Source organism: Oleiharenicola lentus (assembly GCF_051660365.1).
Taxonomy (GTDB): domain Bacteria; phylum Verrucomicrobiota; class Verrucomicrobiia; order Opitutales; family Opitutaceae; genus Lacunisphaera; species Lacunisphaera lenta_A.
The window spans coordinates 1,902,067-1,918,257 of sequence record NZ_JBOZXB010000001.1 but is presented as its reverse complement, the minus strand read 5'-3'; the positions used below and the strand labels follow the sequence as shown (position 1 = coordinate 1,918,257).

The 16,191-nt window shown below is 58.2% G+C and carries 17 protein-coding genes; 4 read left to right on the top strand and 13 right to left on the bottom strand.

Annotated elements, in window-relative coordinates; genetic code table 11:
• Positions 1-14: 14 nt before the first annotated feature.
• Complete coding sequence (locus ACRRQW_RS07055) at positions 15-1,502, top strand: polysaccharide lyase (RefSeq protein WP_438480568.1); 1,488 nt, start codon at positions 15-17, stop codon at positions 1,500-1,502.
• Between the two features lie 210 nt (positions 1,503-1,712).
• Here ACRRQW_RS07055 and ACRRQW_RS07050 read toward each other — a convergent pair whose 3' ends face one another.
• From ACRRQW_RS07050 to rpmH, 5 genes are read right to left on the bottom strand one after another with little or no spacing between them, the layout of a single operon-like run.
• Positions 1,713-2,435 (bottom strand): YebC/PmpR family DNA-binding transcriptional regulator, encoded by a 723-nt coding sequence (locus ACRRQW_RS07050; RefSeq protein WP_438480567.1) that lies wholly within the window; start codon positions 2,433-2,435, stop codon positions 1,713-1,715.
• 54 nt (positions 2,436-2,489) lie between these two features.
• Complete coding sequence (yidC, locus tag ACRRQW_RS07045; protein ID WP_438480566.1) at positions 2,490-4,283, bottom strand: membrane protein insertase YidC; 1,794 nt, start codon at positions 4,281-4,283, stop codon at positions 2,490-2,492.
• A gap of 26 nt (positions 4,284-4,309) precedes the next feature.
• Entirely contained in the window at positions 4,310-4,636 is a 327-nt protein-coding gene (gene yidD / locus ACRRQW_RS07040; RefSeq protein ID WP_438480565.1) for a membrane protein insertion efficiency factor YidD, read from the bottom strand.
• Positions 4,629-5,015, bottom strand: a complete 387-nt coding sequence (gene rnpA / locus ACRRQW_RS07035) for a ribonuclease P protein component (protein ID WP_438480564.1) — start codon at positions 5,013-5,015, stop codon at positions 4,629-4,631. The genes yidD and rnpA overlap by 8 nt, the downstream gene beginning before the upstream one ends.
• A 1-nt stretch (position 5,016) precedes the next feature.
• Positions 5,017-5,154 carry a 50S ribosomal protein L34 gene (gene rpmH / locus ACRRQW_RS07030; RefSeq protein ID WP_438480563.1) on the bottom strand — a complete coding sequence of 46 codons (138 nt, stop codon included), beginning with the start codon at positions 5,152-5,154 and terminating at the stop codon, positions 5,017-5,019.
• A 195-nt stretch (positions 5,155-5,349) separates the two neighbouring features.
• On the opposite strand from rpmH, the gene ACRRQW_RS07025 reads away from it, so the two are divergent.
• On the top strand, positions 5,350-6,282 hold the full coding sequence (locus ACRRQW_RS07025; protein ID WP_438480562.1) for a hypothetical protein: 933 nt from the start codon (positions 5,350-5,352) through the stop codon (positions 6,280-6,282).
• Between the two features lie 83 nt (positions 6,283-6,365).
• The gene (locus tag ACRRQW_RS07020) at positions 6,366-7,385 is read left to right on the top strand and encodes a bile acid:sodium symporter family protein (protein WP_438480561.1); all 1,020 of its coding nucleotides are present in this window, start codon (positions 6,366-6,368) and stop codon (positions 7,383-7,385) included.
• On the opposite strand, the gene ACRRQW_RS07015 is transcribed toward ACRRQW_RS07020, so the two are convergent.
• Together ACRRQW_RS07015 and ACRRQW_RS07010 are read right to left on the bottom strand one after the other, a co-directional pair.
• Positions 7,386-8,522, bottom strand: coding sequence for a DmpA family aminopeptidase (locus ACRRQW_RS07015; protein ID WP_438480560.1), 1,137 nt, complete (start codon positions 8,520-8,522; stop codon positions 7,386-7,388).
• A 116-nt stretch (positions 8,523-8,638) separates the two neighbouring features.
• Complete coding sequence (locus ACRRQW_RS07010) at positions 8,639-9,112, bottom strand: peroxiredoxin (protein WP_438480559.1); 474 nt, start codon at positions 9,110-9,112, stop codon at positions 8,639-8,641.
• Between the two features lie 205 nt (positions 9,113-9,317).
• Between ACRRQW_RS07010 and ACRRQW_RS07005 the strand changes: the two genes are divergently transcribed.
• Positions 9,318-9,965, top strand: coding sequence for a hypothetical protein (locus ACRRQW_RS07005; protein WP_438480558.1), 648 nt, complete (start codon positions 9,318-9,320; stop codon positions 9,963-9,965).
• 237 nt (positions 9,966-10,202) lie between these two features.
• Here the strand turns inward: ACRRQW_RS07005 and ACRRQW_RS07000 are convergent, their stop codons facing one another.
• The 6 genes from ACRRQW_RS07000 to ACRRQW_RS06975 all read right to left on the bottom strand — a co-directional run bounded on the left by ACRRQW_RS07000 (position 10,203) and on the right by ACRRQW_RS06975 (position 15,937).
• The gene (locus ACRRQW_RS07000) at positions 10,203-11,396 is read right to left on the bottom strand and encodes a hypothetical protein (protein WP_438480557.1); all 1,194 of its coding nucleotides are present in this window, start codon (positions 11,394-11,396) and stop codon (positions 10,203-10,205) included.
• 73 nt (positions 11,397-11,469) lie between these two features.
• Positions 11,470-11,847 carry a GxxExxY protein gene (locus ACRRQW_RS06995; protein ID WP_438480556.1) on the bottom strand — a complete coding sequence of 126 codons (378 nt, stop codon included), beginning with the start codon at positions 11,845-11,847 and terminating at the stop codon, positions 11,470-11,472.
• A gap of 72 nt (positions 11,848-11,919) precedes the next feature.
• Positions 11,920-12,972 (bottom strand): aminopeptidase, encoded by a 1,053-nt coding sequence (locus tag ACRRQW_RS06990; RefSeq protein WP_438480555.1) that lies wholly within the window; start codon positions 12,970-12,972, stop codon positions 11,920-11,922.
• Positions 12,973-13,094: 122 nt separating this feature from the next.
• Complete coding sequence (locus ACRRQW_RS06985; RefSeq protein ID WP_438480554.1) at positions 13,095-14,213, bottom strand: carboxylate-amine ligase; 1,119 nt, start codon at positions 14,211-14,213, stop codon at positions 13,095-13,097.
• Positions 14,214-14,231: 18 nt separating this feature from the next.
• A complete protein-coding gene (locus ACRRQW_RS06980) occupies positions 14,232-15,206 on the bottom strand; it encodes an ATP-grasp domain-containing protein (RefSeq protein WP_438480553.1) in 975 nt (324 codons plus the stop codon).
• 8 nt (positions 15,207-15,214) lie between these two features.
• Positions 15,215-15,937, bottom strand: coding sequence for an esterase family protein (locus ACRRQW_RS06975; RefSeq protein ID WP_438480552.1), 723 nt, complete (start codon positions 15,935-15,937; stop codon positions 15,215-15,217).
• Positions 15,938-16,191: the final 254 nt, after the last annotated feature.

The following is a 16,191-nucleotide window of genomic DNA, read 5'->3' as shown; positions in this document are numbered from 1 at the left end:
AAACCCTGCTTGTTATGAAAACCTCACGATTCGTTTTGCTCGCGTCGCTCGCTGCGGCGTTGGGCGCGCAAAGTTTTGCTCAACCCGAAGTCGCGCAAATCCCCTCGCTGCCGCCGAACTTGCCGAGTGGCGTGCCGGCGTTTCCGGGCGCTTGGGGCGGCGGGATGTTCACCACCGGCGGGCGCGGCGGGCGGGTTATCGCAGTCACGAATCTCGACGACAGCGGCCCGGGAAGTTTTCGTGCCGCGCTTGAAGCAGAAGGCGCGCGCATCGTGGTGTTTCGCGTGGCGGGGACGATCTATCTGAAATCGAAAATCGATATCGTGCACCCCGACATCACGATCGCGGGACAAAGTGCGCCGGGCGACGGCATCTGCGTCGCGCACGATTCCATTAACATCAATACGCGCAACGTGATCATCCGGCACCTCCGCGTGCGCCGCGGGCTGCCGGGCGGTCAGGGTTCGGACAACATCGGCGGTTATCCGCTCGGCCAGGTGATTGTCGATCACTGCTCGGTGAGTTGGGGCCGCGACGAAAATATCTCGCTCTATCGCTACATCCAAAACCGCACGTCCGACGGCGCGTATGAAAAATGGCCGGTGAAGAATCTCACGATTCAGTGGGTCGTTTCGAGTGAAGCGCTCGGGCCGGGCCACGAATTCGGCGGCACGTGGGGCGGTGAGGATGCGACGTTCCACCACAATCTTTTTGCCAACAACACCGGGCGCAATCCGTCCATTGGCATGGGTGGCGAGTTCGACTATCGGAACAACGTGCTCTTCAATTGGGGTCATCGCACGATGGATGGCGGCGACGAAGGCTCGATGGTTAATGTAATCAGTAATTACTATAAACCCGGTCCTGCGACCAAAGATGACATGGTCAGCACGATTGTGCGCATGGAAGAGCGTAACCAGAACTCGCCGATGAAATTCCTCGAAGCCGGCAACTGGTTTCCGAAAGCCGAGAAGCGTCCCGGCAAATGGTATGTCGCGGGTAATATTGTGGAAGGCCACGACACCGTAACGAGCGACAATTGGAAAGGCGTGCGCGGAAACGAAAAGCTGGCGCGCGTGAATACACCCTTCGAAGGCTGGCCGGTCGCGCAGCAGACCGCGCAAGACGCCTACGCCGCCGTGCTCGCCAAAGGTGGTGCCACGCTTCCGAAGCGTGATGTGGTCGATACTCGCGTGCTGGAAATGGTGCGCACTGGCAATGTCCTGGCCGGTAGAGGCGGCATCATTCGCGATCCGAAAGAAGTTGGTGGGTATCCGGAATTGAAATTCGATGCGGCGCAAGTGCCGGTCGACAGCGATGGTGACGGCCTGCCGGATGCGTGGGAAACCCAGCACGGGCTCGATCCAAAAAACGTAGCCGATGGCGCGCAAGATGCCGACGGCGACGGCTACACGAACATCGAAGAATTTCTCAACGGCACGAACCCGCGCGAAAAGATCGATTACCGCAACTTCGCGAACAACGTGGATACGATCAGCTGAAGCGTGGCCCGCCTCATTTGACACCTATTAAGTGTCAAATCAAGGCGTGCAGATTTCAATATTCGGACAAGCCATTGGGATTTCCGCGAAGATCCGCCCAGAGCAAAAGCAATTACCGAGATAAAATTTGCGGAGGATACTCTCGGCTAATTGACACTTAATAAGTGTCAATTGGCCGCCGCCTGCAGCGGGTTTAAGAGAACAATGGCGCTAGCTGAGGTCTTCGTTTGAGAAGACTGCTTGCACGTCGTCGAGGGATTCGAGGGCGTCGTGCAGTTGTTCGATCAGTGCGGCACCCGCTGTGTCGATGGGCACGGTGGTCGTGGGGATGTAAGCGATTTCCGAACTCGCGGGCTTGATGCTGGCTTGTTCGAGTGCGTGGGAAATTCTGTCGAAGGCGTGGATGTTGCAGCGCACTTCATAACCGTGCTCGGTCGTGAGCACGTCGTCCGCGCCGGCTTCGAGCGCGACTTCCATCAACTTATCTTCAGCGACGGCGTCTTTCGTGATGAGGAACTGACCGGCGTGGAGAAACTGAAATGAAACCGAGCCGGTCTGCGCGAGATTTCCGCCGAGGCCGTTGAACGCGGCGCGCACGTCTTTGGCGGCGCGCGTTTTGTTGTCGGTCGTAGTTTGCACGACGAACGCGATGCCGCCCGGGCCGTAGCCTTCGTAAGTCATCTCTTCAAACACGACGCCGGGCAACTCGCCGGTGCCTTTCTTGATCGCGCGGTCGACGTTTTCGACCGGCATGTTGGCCTCGCGCGCTTTCAGCAGCAACGTGCGCAGGCGCGCATTGGCGTCGGGATCGCCCCCACCGGTTTTGGCGGCCATGGTGATGTCGCGGGAGAGGCGTGAAAACACTTTGCCGCGGCGCGAATCAGTGACGGCTTTGAGGCGCTTAACTTTGGACCATTTATTATGGCCGGCCATGGGGGAGCTGACGGGCGAAAATTTAAAACGGCGGTTAAGATAACCGCCCCTACCTTACTTTTTCTTCTTCGGCGTGACGTTCTTCATCGGCGCTTTGCCGGCGACCGTCGTGGTGCCGGCCGTGGCGGGTAGTTCGGGCTCCGGCATGCGGTTGATGATCATTTGTTGGCCGATCGTGAACAGGCCGTTGATCGTCGAGTAGAGCGCGAGACCGGAGGCGAACGTATAACAGAAGATCGTGAAGATCCACGGCATGATTTTCATCATCGTGGCTTGCGCGTTATCGACGGTCGGCGTCGGCGTGAGTCGCATTTGGATGATCATCGTGGCGCCCATGAGAAGCGGCATGATGTTGAGCGGGAAACCCCAGATGCGGGCGACGGTGTCGGGCGCAGAAAGATCGTGCACCCAGAGGAACGACGCGAAGCGGAGATCAGACGCGCTTTGCAGCATCGTGAAAAACGCGATGAAGAACGGAATCGTGATGAGAATCGGAATACAGCCGCCGACCGGGTTCACTTTGTTTTCCTTAAACAGGCGCAAGGTCTCGGCCTGAATTTTTTGCGGATTGTCCTTATGCTTCTCGCGCATGGCAGCCATGAGCGGTTGGAGTTTCGCCATGCGCTTCGCGGATTTGGACGCGGCGAGCGTGAGCGGAAGAAAGACGATTTTTAGCAACAGCGTGGTGATGACGATGGCCCAGCCCCAGTTGGGCACGATCGAATGCACCCATGTCATGATCGTCATGAGCAACGGCGCGAAGAAACCGGAGAAAAAGATTTTTCCGAAGCCGGAGGAGAACTGCATGACTTTCTCTTCGCGGTGTTTGAAGACCACGGGATTCGAAAGGCGTTTGTATTCTTTCGGGCCGGCGAAGTAGTTCGCGCCGAACGTCGTCGAAGCACCGGCGGCGAGCGGCTTGAGTTCGTAGGTCGCGTAGCCGGTCACGCCGTAGGCGCGGCGGTCTTCAGTCGGCAGCAACGTGGCGAGCTTTACGCGTTCGATGCGGATGCCGGTGCCGGGTTGGTCCGACGTCAGGATCATGGTGAAAAATTGGTTCTTCACGGAAACCCACTGCGTGGTCGCGACCTGATCGATGAAGGGCAGATCGTGTTTGTTGCCGAGTCCGAAGCTGCTGAAAAAACCGCCGCCTTCGAGCGAGCCGCGTTCCGTGTGCTCGAAGTTATCGCCGTCGTAATAACCGACGTTCAAATACTGGCCAATGTCATGTTCGTTGAGCGGCAGCGCGGTGCCGACGTTGAGGATGGCGCGCGGGAGCACGACGGCTTTGTCGGTGAGATTGCGGAAGGTGGTTTCGTGGCGGATTTGGTAATCGTCACGGTTCGGGGCTTTCGCGATCGAGTAGGTGCGCGTGATTTCGAGCTGGTCGGTCGTCGCGCGATAAACGACGTCGGTGGCGCTTTTGGAAACGAGCGAATACGCGACCGTGCGATCAGCGCCCGGGAAATCGCGGAAGCTCAGCGCGGGCGCGGCTTGCTGGGCATTGAGCGTGTAGAGCGCGGGTTTGCCTTGTTCAGCTTGGTGTTTTTTCAGGCCGACGGTGTCGATCGCGCCGCCGTGATTGGTGAATTTAACTTCGATGAAGTCGTTCGAGAGGGTGACGTATTCCGCGGGAACCGCAGCGGCGGCGGGCGACGTGCCCGGAGCGGTGGTGACGGCGGCGGTGCCAGCCGAGGGCGCTTCGACCGGCGCGGTGGCCGTCGGCAAGATGGGATTTTCAACCGGCTTGCCGGGTGCGGGAGACGGAGCCAGGCGCGAGCTTAAGACGAAACTCGCCATCGCCGCGACGAGCAGCACGACACCGATTACTGTATTCTTTTTATCCATGAGAGAGGGCTGTGAGCGGTCGGCAATCAGCTTTGAGCCGGAGTGGCTTTGCTGACGCGAACGCAGGAAAATTTACGCGCGGGCACGGGATCTTCGCCGCCCGGATGCCACGGGCCGCACTTCGCGAGTCGGCACACGGTGAGGAAAAGTCCGACCAACAAACCCTGTTCGCGCAGCGCTTCGCGCGCATAGTGCGAACACGTCGGCGCAAACCGGCAGCCGCAAGTCGGGTTGAGCGCGGCCAGCGCAGGCGACACCGCTTGTTGATAAATCCAAATAATTCCGCCGAGGGCCAGCGCGGGCCAACGGACGATGCGCGCGAAAACAGAAAGACGTGGGCGGGACTCAGGCATCGGCACGTGGTTTCGCGGGGAGGGCGGAGAGCTTGCTGCAGGCGTGGGCAAAACGCTGCGCGATTTCGGAGTAATCCATCTTCAACAGCGCAGGCCGCGCCGTGAGCACCAAATCAAAGCCAGCAGGCACGAGGGCGTGATGCTGGCGGTAAAGGGAACGGAGGCGGCGCTTGGCGAGGTTGCGATGCACGGCATTGCCAACCGAAGCACGGGAAGCGACTACGCCAATGCGCGAAGCGCCGACGGACGACGCTGCGGGATCAACCGGACGATGGCACCATGTTAAAAGAAAGGCGCCGCATTCCATGCGGCGGCCCTGCTCTCGAACGGCGCGGAAGTCGTCGTTGCGCCGCAGCCGTTGGCCGGCGCCGAAACGCATCTTAGACGACCGTGAGGCGCTTGCGGCCCTTGCGGCGGCGGTTGGCGAGGACTTTGCGACCACCAACGGTGGCTTTGCGGGCGCGGTAGCCGATCTTGCGGGCGCGTTTCTTGCGGTGCGGACGGAATGTAGGTTGCATGATGTTATCGGAAAAAGAGGGTCAAATTCGCCTAAGCGGGGGCCAAGTGTCAAGCGAGAGGTTTTCCCTTATCCGGCGTCGCGCAAGCCTCAGGTCGTTACTTTTGGGCATCCCTTTTCAAGTGTGAACAGGGTGGGGACAAATAGTTTTTGCTTTCGGGGGCGCCGGTCGTGAAGTGTGGGGCGTGGCGGACTCATGCAGCAAAAAGACCCGTTCTCCGGACAACCCTCCCAAATCCTCGGCTCCCTCCTCCCCGGCGCGGAAGGGTGGGCCGTTATTCTGGACGGTCACGGGCGACGACTTCGGGCGCTCGATCAAATGGGCGAAAAAGCAGCCCAATGTGCTATCGGAACAGATCAAGACCGCACGCTCGTCCTCGCCCAAGGAGACGAAGTAGGCCTGCTGGAGTTTGCCGAGTCGCGTTGGGCGGAGTTTGGGCAGGCGGTGCGGGATTTTCGCAAGACGCTGCCCTTGATTCGTTTGGAGGATTTTGGTTTTGATTCGGAGTCGGATGATCCATTCGAGGCGAATAGCGCTCACCTGCGGCGCATCGGTGGTGGCGTGGAGGCGCTGGCGTTCGTCGACGGACAGAACTCGGTCTACAAATTCTTCCTGTTTCGCGAGGGCGGGGACTTAGGGGCGACGTTTGAGTTTTCGCGGGGAGAAGGAGAACTTTTACAAGCCACCGCGATTCCGGGGAATTATCGCCGCTTGTTCGAAAAACTGCGCCTGACCCACGTTTTGGGCATGCCGACCGAGATTATCGGCCTGACGCCGGAAGGCATTTTGGTGGCAAAACAGACCTTGGGCCGGGCTTTGCCAGAAAAAGCGGACGTCTCGGGGCTGATTCCGGAGAAGCTGATTCCGATTCCGTCGCGTTTCCTGCGGGCCGACCGCGATCACGCCCGGTTGATGTTTTTGGACAACGAACCGTGGTTGGTCGGCGACACCCATGATCGCAACGTAGTCATCGATGAAACCGGCGAACGACGCGTGATCGATGTCGTCGCGGCGCCGTTGACGCGGGACTTGCTCGCGGACGCGCCGGGATTTGCCGGTTGGATTGAGCGTGCGCGGCATGATCCGCGCGCGGAAGCACTGGCATCGGTCCATGACGATGAATTGTGAGGCAATTGAACCACAGAGGCCCCGAGTCGGATGCAGGTTCTGAATTTTTCTCCGTGTCTCTGTGCCTCTGTGGTTAAATTAAAATGACGCAAAATCGAGCAACCGAACCCGCCAAAAAACTTCCGGTGCCGTGGTGGCGCACGCATGGATTTATTCTCGGGCTGGTCGGCGCGGTCGTGCTGGCGTTTTTGTTTCCGGAGCCGGGATCGCGAGGCGGATCGTTGCACGCTGATGTGCTCAACAACGCCGGCATCGCACTGATTCTTTTCCTGCAAGGATTGTCGCTCGCGCTCGAACAAGTGAAACGCGGCGCGGGCAACTGGCGGCTCCACGCGATCATTCAGGCGTTCACGTTCGTAATTTTTCCAGTCGTCGGACTGCTGTTTAATTTTGTCGGGCCGCTGATTTGGGCGAGCGAGCCGGAGGCGATTCGCAACGGGTTTTTGTATCTCTGCGTTTTGCCTTCGACGATTTCGACGTCGGTCGTGCTCACGGCGGTCGCGCGAGGCAACACGGCGGGTGCATTATTTAACGCGGCGCTCTCAAACATCGTCGGCGTCATCGCGACGCCGCTGCTCGTGCAGTTGTTGATGAACAAAACCGGTGCGCACGGTGATTTCGGGCCGCTGTTGTTAAAGATCACGCTACTGACGTTGCTGCCGTTTGCACTCGGGATGATTTTGCGACGCTGGTTGCACGCGGCGGTGGATCGTCGCAAAATCTGGGTCACGCGGATCAGCAACGCGGTGATTTTGTTTATCGTTTACGCGGCGTTCTGTGATTCGGTGCAGCAGCGCATTTGGCAACAACATGGCGCCGCGCTCACGGTCAAAGTTGCGCTGCTGGTGGCGTCACTTTTCGTCGTGATGTCGGCGCTGGTTTATGCGGCGTGCCGGAGTTTCCGGCTGGGGCGCGAGGATTTAATCGCGGCGTATTTTTGCTCGGTGAAGAAAACGCTCGCGATGGGCGTGCCGCTGGCGGTGTTGATTTTCGGCGAGCGGGCCGACCTGCCGCTGATTTTACTGCCGATCATGTTCTATCATCCGCTGCAGTTGTTCGTGAACGGCCTGATGGCGAATCGCTGGGCGAAGCAGGCGGGGTAATTATTTTTCCTCGAGCCGGCCGTATTTTTTCAGCACGGCGCGCAACTGGTCGTGAGGCAGCCCGACGACGAGGTGATCGTCGCGGCCTTTCATGGTGCGAGCGGCGACGAGTGCGTTGACGATCGCTTCCTCGGTGGCTTGCACGACGGCGGTGAAGAGCGGGCTCAGGTCTTCGGTGGCGAGGAGTTGCACCGCGCCGGGTTTGCCGCGTTCGGGCACGGGGTTCGCAGTGGAGAACGCTAAAAATAAATCGCCCGAGCCGTCGCCGGAAGTGCTGCCCATGCGACCGAGCGCGAGCGTGGGGCGGCGCGCAAGGCGTTTGAGTTGATGCGGCATGAGCGGCGCATCGGTCGCGACAATAATTAAAATTGAACCGACTTCTTCGCCGCGAATTTTTCCTTCCTGAATTTCTTTGCCGACCGGCACGCCGGCGATGTGGAGCTGATCGCGCAATCCGTAGTTCGCCTGCACGAGCACGCCGACGGTGTGGCCGGCTTTCGTGATGCGCGAGGCGGTGCCGATGCCGCCTTTAAACTCGTGGCAAATCATTCCCGTGCCGCCGCCGACGGAGCCTTCCGCGACCGCGCCACTGGCGGCGGACTCGATGGCGTTAAACACATGTGCGGGCTTCACGTGAAAGCCGTTCAAATCGCTCAGCCAGCCATCCCACGTTTCGGCGACAACGGGGAGCGACCACGAGATTTCATTTCGCACCGCACCGCTGTGCTTCACTTGCCATTCGATCACGGCGTCGTGCACCACGCCGACGCTGTGCGTGTTCGTGAGCATCACCGGCCCGGCTAAAATTCCCGATTCGTCGATCCACGCGGTGCCGGTCATCTCGCCGTTGCCGTTGAGGGAAAACCAGCCGGCGAACACCGGCGCGTGATTATTTTTTCCACGCGGGAGAATCGCCGTGACGCCGGTGCGCACCGGGCCTGCGCCGACCACGAGTTTGCTCTCGCCGGAGATGAGCGTGGTGTGGCCGACTTCCACGCCGGTGACATCGGTGATGGCGTTGAGCGCGCCGGGTTTGCCTTCGAAAGGAATGCCGAGATCACGCGCGCGCGGCTCGGCCGAAAGACTTCCGATCAAAAAATAAAAAACAAAAGCGATACGGAGCGCAGCGGTGGGCATGCGCGGGAGTTAAGCAACGAAATGCGGGGACGCAATCGGACACAAAAAAGCGATCGGGGCCTGAGCCGCCGATCGCGAGAAATTCCGATGAATGCGAGCGCCGGAGCGCTGAGCGCTTACTTCGCGGCGTTGAGGAAGTTCAGGACGTTTTCCGCCTGCTTGTCGGTCTGCTTTTCGTCGTGGTAAACCACGTTGCCTTTTTGATCGATGAGGTAGGCTTCGCGCGACGCGAACCCGAGCGTGCCGGATTGGCCGAAGGCTTTGATCACGGCTTTGTCCGTGTCGGCGAGCAGCGGGAACGGAAAATGGTTCACATCTTTGAACTCTTTTTGTTTTTCGACCGTGTCGGTGCTGACGCCGATGACGGCGACGCCCTTGGCCTTTAAATCAGCAGCCGCGTCGCGCAACGAGCAGCCTTGCTTCGTGCAACCGCCGGTCAGCGCCTTCGGGTAGAACCAGACGAGCGTGTATTTATTTTTGGCATAGACCTCGCCGAGGTTGAGCGTCGAGCCTTCATCCGTGGTGGCGGTGAGAGTTGGGGCGGCCGCGCCGACTTTGAGTGGTTCGGCGAAAAGACTGGTGAAGAACATAAGGGAGGCGGTGAGAAGGAGAGCGAAGCGCTTGAGGTTCATGCGAGCGACACTACCCAAGGCAAAACGTCTGGCAAGTGTCGGGCCGGTGACAATCTGCGCAACACGCGGAACCCACGAGGTCAGAAGAATGTTAATGTGCAGCTAAGGTGTCTGCCTCATTGACCTTGGGGTCGATTCACCTAAACCAAACCAACCTAACCCGATGAATAAAAACACTATTCTAAAGTCACTTGTTACTGCGGCCGCATTGTCCCTGACGATGGTCGCGTCTGCGCAGTCGCAACGTGCCGCTGAAGCCGCTCCGTCGATCACGAGCGATGGTCAAGGCCTGATTGGCCAGACCTACGCAGGAGTTACGTATTCCTATATCAATATTGAAGATAGCTCGGTCCACGCCGACAGCTACGGCTTCCAGTATAACCAAGGGCTGAGCAGTGGCCTCGATGGCCGGCTCACCTACGATTACACGCAAAGCGGAAAAATTTCGGGCACGCGCATCAAGGAGCAAACCTTCGGCGCGGCGCTGAGGGCTTTCAGCAACGCTTACTCATGGGGTAAGCCCTACATCGAGGGCGGTGCGGGCTACATCTGGCAAAAATATGCCAACGTGAAAGATGACTCGTTTTACTGGCAGGTGTCGGGTGGCGTGGAGCTGCAACTCGCTCCCGCTTTTACGCTTACGCCATTCGTGCAATATGCGGACGCTCCGGATCTGGGCAGCGAAGGCGTGTGGAATTTTGGCGCCAAGGCGAATTACTGGGTAAATAGCGAATGGGCCGTCACGGCGGGCATCGTTCGCGACGACGACAAAAATACTACGTATACCTTGGGAACGAATTTCCGTTTCTAAACACTAACTAGGCATATCTGCCGCAGGGCAGAGTGTGTGCATAAGCCGCAGCGCAGGGGTGCGCTGCGGCTTTTCTTTTTTGCCTCGGTTTCGCGAAGCGAGAACCGAGGACAAACACCGGGCGGCGAGCACGCCGCAACGGTGTGCCGGGATTTGGATTTTCGTTTTTGGTGTAGGAACCGGAGCCCCGACAGGGAGTTTTTAATCGGGGCATAAAGCCCCTCCTACCACTCGCGATCAAACCACCGGATGAAACCCCGCGCTCGCGCCCACCCACGTGCGGCCTTTGTTGAAATCCACGCCGTGCATCGCACCTTTGGTGAGACGCACGAGTTGATTCACCAGTTTTGGCATTCTGCTGCCGTCGCCGACAAAAATTAAACGCACTTCGGCCTTCGCCGGCCCGTCCGGCGTTTCCATCACCGGCGCGTAAGTGACTTTGCGCTGCAGCAGCCATTCGTGCGGGTTCGTGATGGCGGCAATTTTTTCTTTTGTCGGTGCGATATCCACGCCGAGTCCGGCGAAAGAATACAGCGGCTTGCAGACGTAGTTTTCCAAATCAGCCGACACGTGTCCGCCGAGTTCGCTGACAAAACGGCAATCCGGCACGAACGGGCTCCGCAGAAAAGGCAGTGTGTGCTTGCTGATGCGATAATACCAGTTCGGGTGCCCGGCCCACTCGACGTCCAGCTCTTCGAAGAAACTGAATTTCATCGGCGGATTCTTGCGCAACAGTTCGTCGAAAATCACGCGATTGAAAATCCGATGGATCGGCACTTCGCGTCCGCCCGAGAAATAGAAAAGTTTTTTCCCGCGCTTCACTACCTTCGTGACGCACACTGGCTTGATGCCGAGGAACGCATGCGTCGCCGCAAAATCCACACGCGTCTTCTGCTGCTCGGGCGTGATTTCCAGCAGCACGACATTTTCCGCGAGGTGATTGCCGAGAATGGCGCGGCGGAATTCATCGAGATAGCCGTCCTCGTCCAAGCCGCCGAAATAAGAACTAAACTCCGCGGGGATTTCCGGGAAATGCTTTTTGTAAGTCCGCGCGAGCAACGCCTGCCAGCACGCGACCGTGGGAAAACCCTGTAATTCGATCAACTGCGGCAACACCGCGCCGTCCGCGTCGCGACAGAGCGCGAAATCCACGGCGAGAAAATGTGGCCACGCGGTTTCGTTGGGCACTTCGAGTCCGGCGGGGATAGCGGTCTTTGCGTGCTCGCGAAACTCCGGCATCGCAAGTTGTCCGATGATATCATCCGCCGCGCTGACGAGCGCCCGTGTGGTGTTCTCGTCGAAAAACAACGGCGACTCCGCCACGCGAAAATCCACCGGCCAATACACCGCCGTGTTCAATTCCTTCACGAGTGCCTCGTAGCGCTCGGCGGTGAAGGCGTTGTTGTAGCGGCGACGGAGTTCAGGGATCATAGTGGCGGCAGGATGCGGAAGCTTTATTTGACCACGGATTTCACGGATAGAAACGGATAAGCACGGATTATTTTTAACGCACGATTCGTTTCCAGCGTAGATCGACGAATTTGAAATTAATGAGCAGGGCCAAGCGGAGATTTGTGATGTTCAGATAGACCTGCATTTGCGCTTCGTGGGTGGGGCTGAAGGCTTCCACAACTTTCGGATCTACGATTACGAGATCATTCACGACCATATCTGGCACCAAGACGTCCACGAGTTCGCCCTCGTAACGGACATCGAAGCGTTTCTGCTGATCAACTTTGACGCCTTGTTTCCGAAGCTCGATCACCAACGCATTTTCATAAGCCTTTTCGTCAAGTCCGGGCTTTAAGGTGTTTAACACCTTCATCGCGGCTCCGATAACGGCCGAGCTTAGTTCCGAATGAATCAATTTCTCTGAATTCATCCGTTCTTATCCGTATTCATCCGTGAAATCCGTGGTTAAAAAATTTCACGTGCGAGACATCACCCCGCGAACTCAGATCAAAAATTTCCCCTTCGCCATCACTTGTTCGTCGTCGAGCCAGATGTCGAAGTTGCGGCCGACGCAGTCGATGTGCGTGGTGCTTTTCCAGGCCTGGCCGGTGTGTTCGCTATACGGGTGGCCGAAAGCGATGTGGATGCCGGGAAGTTTTTCGTCCTGCAAAATGTGGCCGATGATGTGCGTGCACGCGAGGTTGGTGCCGATAGCGAATTCGCCGACGCGATTCGAGTTTTCGTCGGTGTGACAATATTTGTCGAATTCCGCGAGCAGCTCTTTGTTTTTGCAGGCGAGCTTGGCGATGCGGTTGTCTTTGATGTCGATCGTCAACGGCGTTGCGGCGATGTCGCCGTATTTTTGGCAAAGATAATCGCCCACGACGCCGTCGACGACGAAGCGACCGTGGGAGTTAAACGGTGACGTGAAAATCTCGCCGCCGGGCAGATTGCCCCATTTTGCGGGCGAGATGAGACCGGAGGTTTTGACCCAGTTTAATTTCGGCGAAAGTTCGGCGATGTAGTCGGTGCCGGCGGCGGTCTTGCAAGTGACGCGGCTGGCGCGGCGGCATTTCTCGATGAGTTTTTGCGAGAGCTTGTCCACTTCGAGGAAGTCCGCGCGCATGCCCTCGACCATGATCTGCTTGTTGATGTTCACCATGTGGCCGTGGCGAATGCGGCGCGGGTTGATGACGTCCATCATCTGCATGCGCGTGCGGAGTTCGCCGGTTTGCGTGATGCAGGCGTAGATCGAAACTTGAGACTGTGCTAAATCAGAAAGCACGGCGGCGGGCATATCGCGATGCGGACGTTGGCCGTATTCTTCGAGGACGAAAACGTTGTAAGAGGCACCGGTCTTCTCGATTTCCACGACGAGCGCGGCGGCGATTTCGGCGCTGGCTTGGTCGGTGATAAGCGTCATCCGCTCGTTAGCCTGCAGCTTGAGGCAAATGTGAATGGCGTTGTGCGCTCCGAGGGAAAGTTCGGAATCGAAACGAGTGGGCAGCGAAGTCGTGTGAGGCATGGAGCCGGGCGAGAGCGGGTCGGAGATCAAGGTGAAGTGCTTTGGTTTGGAATCTTTCTCGTTCTCTTACTCTTTCTCTTAATCTCGGCCGTCGAACGAACCAAAACCGAGAGAAAGAGAACGAGAAAGATTAAGAGAAAGAGTTGGGCCGGTTAAACATCAAGGCCGTGGTGCGTTTCGGAGATGATGTAATCAACGACCGACTTGAGGTCTTTAGTTTCGTTAAACACTGCGACCTGGCGGTCGGCCCCGGTGCCGTTGGCGAGGATCTGCTGCACGTAATTGACCTCGTTGCGCGAGCCGAGTTCGTCGACCACATCATCAATGAACTCCAGCAGTTCGTTCACGAGGTCACGCGTCGGCACTTCCTCCTGCGTGCCGAAGTCGATCATCTTGCCCTTGATGCCGTAACGCGAAGCGCGCCAGCGGTTTTCGTTGATGAGCCGCGCGCGATAGGTGCGGAAGCCCATATTTTTGCTGTGCAGTTTGTAGAGTTTGACGACGACGGCCTGAATGATGGCCGCGAGGCAGATCGTTTCGTCCACGCGCATCGGGATGTCGCACACGCGGACTTCGAGCGTGTTGAAAATCGGGTGCAGGCGGATGTCCCACCAAATCTTTTTCGCGTTATCGATGCAGCCGGTCTTGATGAGCAGGTTCACGTAACCGTCGAATTCTTCGACCGACTCGAACAAATCCGGGATGCCGGTGCGCGGGAAGCGTTGGAACACTTGCAGGCGATACGACGAATAACCGGTGTTGCGGCCGACCCAGAATGGCGAGTTGGTCGACAGCGCAAAAATGTGCGGAAGAAAATAGCGCGCGGTGTTCTGTAGTTGAATCGCCGTCTCGCGATCCGGCATGCCGACGTGGACGTGCAGGCCGAAGATCAGGTTGGCGCGGGCGATCTGCTGAAGATCGTTGAGCACGCCCTGGTAGCGTTCGCCGGCGGAAATTTTCTGGTCGTGCCAGTGGGAAAACGGATGCGTGCCGGCGGCGGCGATGCGGAGATTGGTTTTCTTGGCGAGGCCAGCGAGGTCGCGGCGCAAGCCCGTGACGCTGCGGCGCGCGTCGGCGATGTCCTGGCAAATGTCGGTGCCGACTTCGACGACCGACTGGTGCAACTCGGGACGAACACGTTCCTTGAGGATGATTTTTCCGCCTTCGATAATTTCCTCGATGTGCGATTTGAGTTCACGCGTGTCGGGATCGACGATCTGGAATTCTTCTTCGATCCCGAGGGTGAATTTATGTTTTTTCTTGGCGCACATGGAGAGTAAGCGGCGGAGTTATTTCTTCTTCGGCAACGCGGCGGGCTGGCCGGTTTTGACGGCACCTTGGACGTAGCTGCCCCAGATCGTGTTGTTTTGGGCGGGATTGTGCGCCTTGGCTTTGCGCACGAGCATCTTCGTGGCGGCGGCGACGACCCACTTGAAGTTTTCCTCGCCGACGGAATTGCGGTCGGCGTCGGGCGCGGGATTACAGAAATCGATCGCGTAAGGCACGCCGCCGCTCACGCCGAATTCCACGGTGTTGAATTCATAGCCGAGCGCGTGATTGAGCGTGAGCACGTCGCGTTCGATGCGCGCGAGCAACTCCGGCGAACCCGGTGGGCGATCCACGACGTAGCGCAGGTGCGGCGCGTTGCGCGGCTCGTATTGCATGATCTTCACGTCGGTGCCGCCGATGCAGTAGCAGCGGTAGTAATCTTCGAAATGAACCTCCGACTGCAGCAACATCACAAGCTGGCCGGTTTCGGAGTATGCTTTGAAAAACTCATCGGGATTGCGGACTTTGTAGACGCTCTTCCAGCCGCCGCCGGCATGTGGTTTGAAATACGCGGGCCAGCCGATGTAATTGAAAATGCCGTCCCAATCCAAGGGGAACGCGAGATTCGAAAACGACTCCGCGCTGCAATCCGCCGGCATGTCTTTCGAGGGAAGGATCACGGTTTTCGGCACGGCGACGCCGAGTTTGGTGGCGAGGCAGTTGTTGAAAAATTTTTCGTCGGCCGACCACCAAAACGGATTGTTCACGACGGAAGTGCCGTTGAGCGCGGCGTTCTTTAAATAGGCGCGGTAAAACGGCACATCTTGAGAGATGCGGTCGAGGATGACCGCGTAAGGCGTCGCCTCGCCTTGCGTGACCTGGTTGATCAGCACTTCCTCGGCGACGACCGCCGGATCCTTGAGGGCGTTAATACTTTCGATGAGGGCTTGGGGGAAGCTGCGTTCTTTGCCGTGGAGAATGCCGATTTTTTTCATGGGAAGTGCTAGGTGTGAATGAGCGAGAGATAATGCGGAAACATGTCGCGCCAGTAGTTCCAGTCATGCCCGCACCATTTCCGGTCGTCGAGGAAATGCGGGATGCCTTTGGCGTCGAGCAGATGCGAAAGGTGCAGGTTGCGGTCGCGGCACAAATCCCAGTCGCCCGTTCCGAGCACGATGCCCATGTGGCGCAGCCGATTTAGAAACCACGGGTCGCTGAGATTGGGCAGGTAGTCGACGGGGTTGTTGAAGTAGCAATTCTCATCGAAGTAACCGTCGAGCAACGAGCGGATGTTGAACGATCCGCTCAAGCTGATGCAGTAGCTCACGAGATCAGGATGCCGCAGCGCGAAATTCATCGCGTGATAGCCGCCGAAACTCGCGCCGGCGACGCACACGCGTTCGTGGCCGGTTTCGCGCTGCACGTGCGGGACGAGGTCGTGCAGAATCACGTTCTCATACGCCATGTGCGTCTTTACGCGGTCGGCCGGATGGATGGATTTGTTATACCAACTCTGCTCGTCGAGGCCGTCGGGACAGTAGATTTTAACTTTCCCCGCGTTCACGTAGCCCGCGACCGAATCAATGAGGCCGAAGTCTTTGTTTTGAGAATAACGGCCGAGCGAAGTCGGAAACAGGATCACCGGCACTCCGGCATGACCAAAAACGAGCATCTCGAAATCGCGACCCAGATGGCGGGTGTGCCAGCGGACATGTTGCTCGTTCATAAAGAAAACTACAGCAGGCGTTGTGCCCTTTAGGAAACACACGCGCACGGATCGCGCAAGCCGCGTAATCTGACGTTACGGATGATTCGGGGCGGAGTGCGGGGATTTCCAACTCGTGCCCAGAGGGACAAACGGCCAGTGTGCTGCGCGTGTTACCCCGCACTCTCTGCCTTGCCCTGCTGAGTTTGGTTTTAACATCTGCCGCGTTCGCGACGCCCAGGCCGTGGCCGCACGAAGCGAGTGATCTCGCTCCC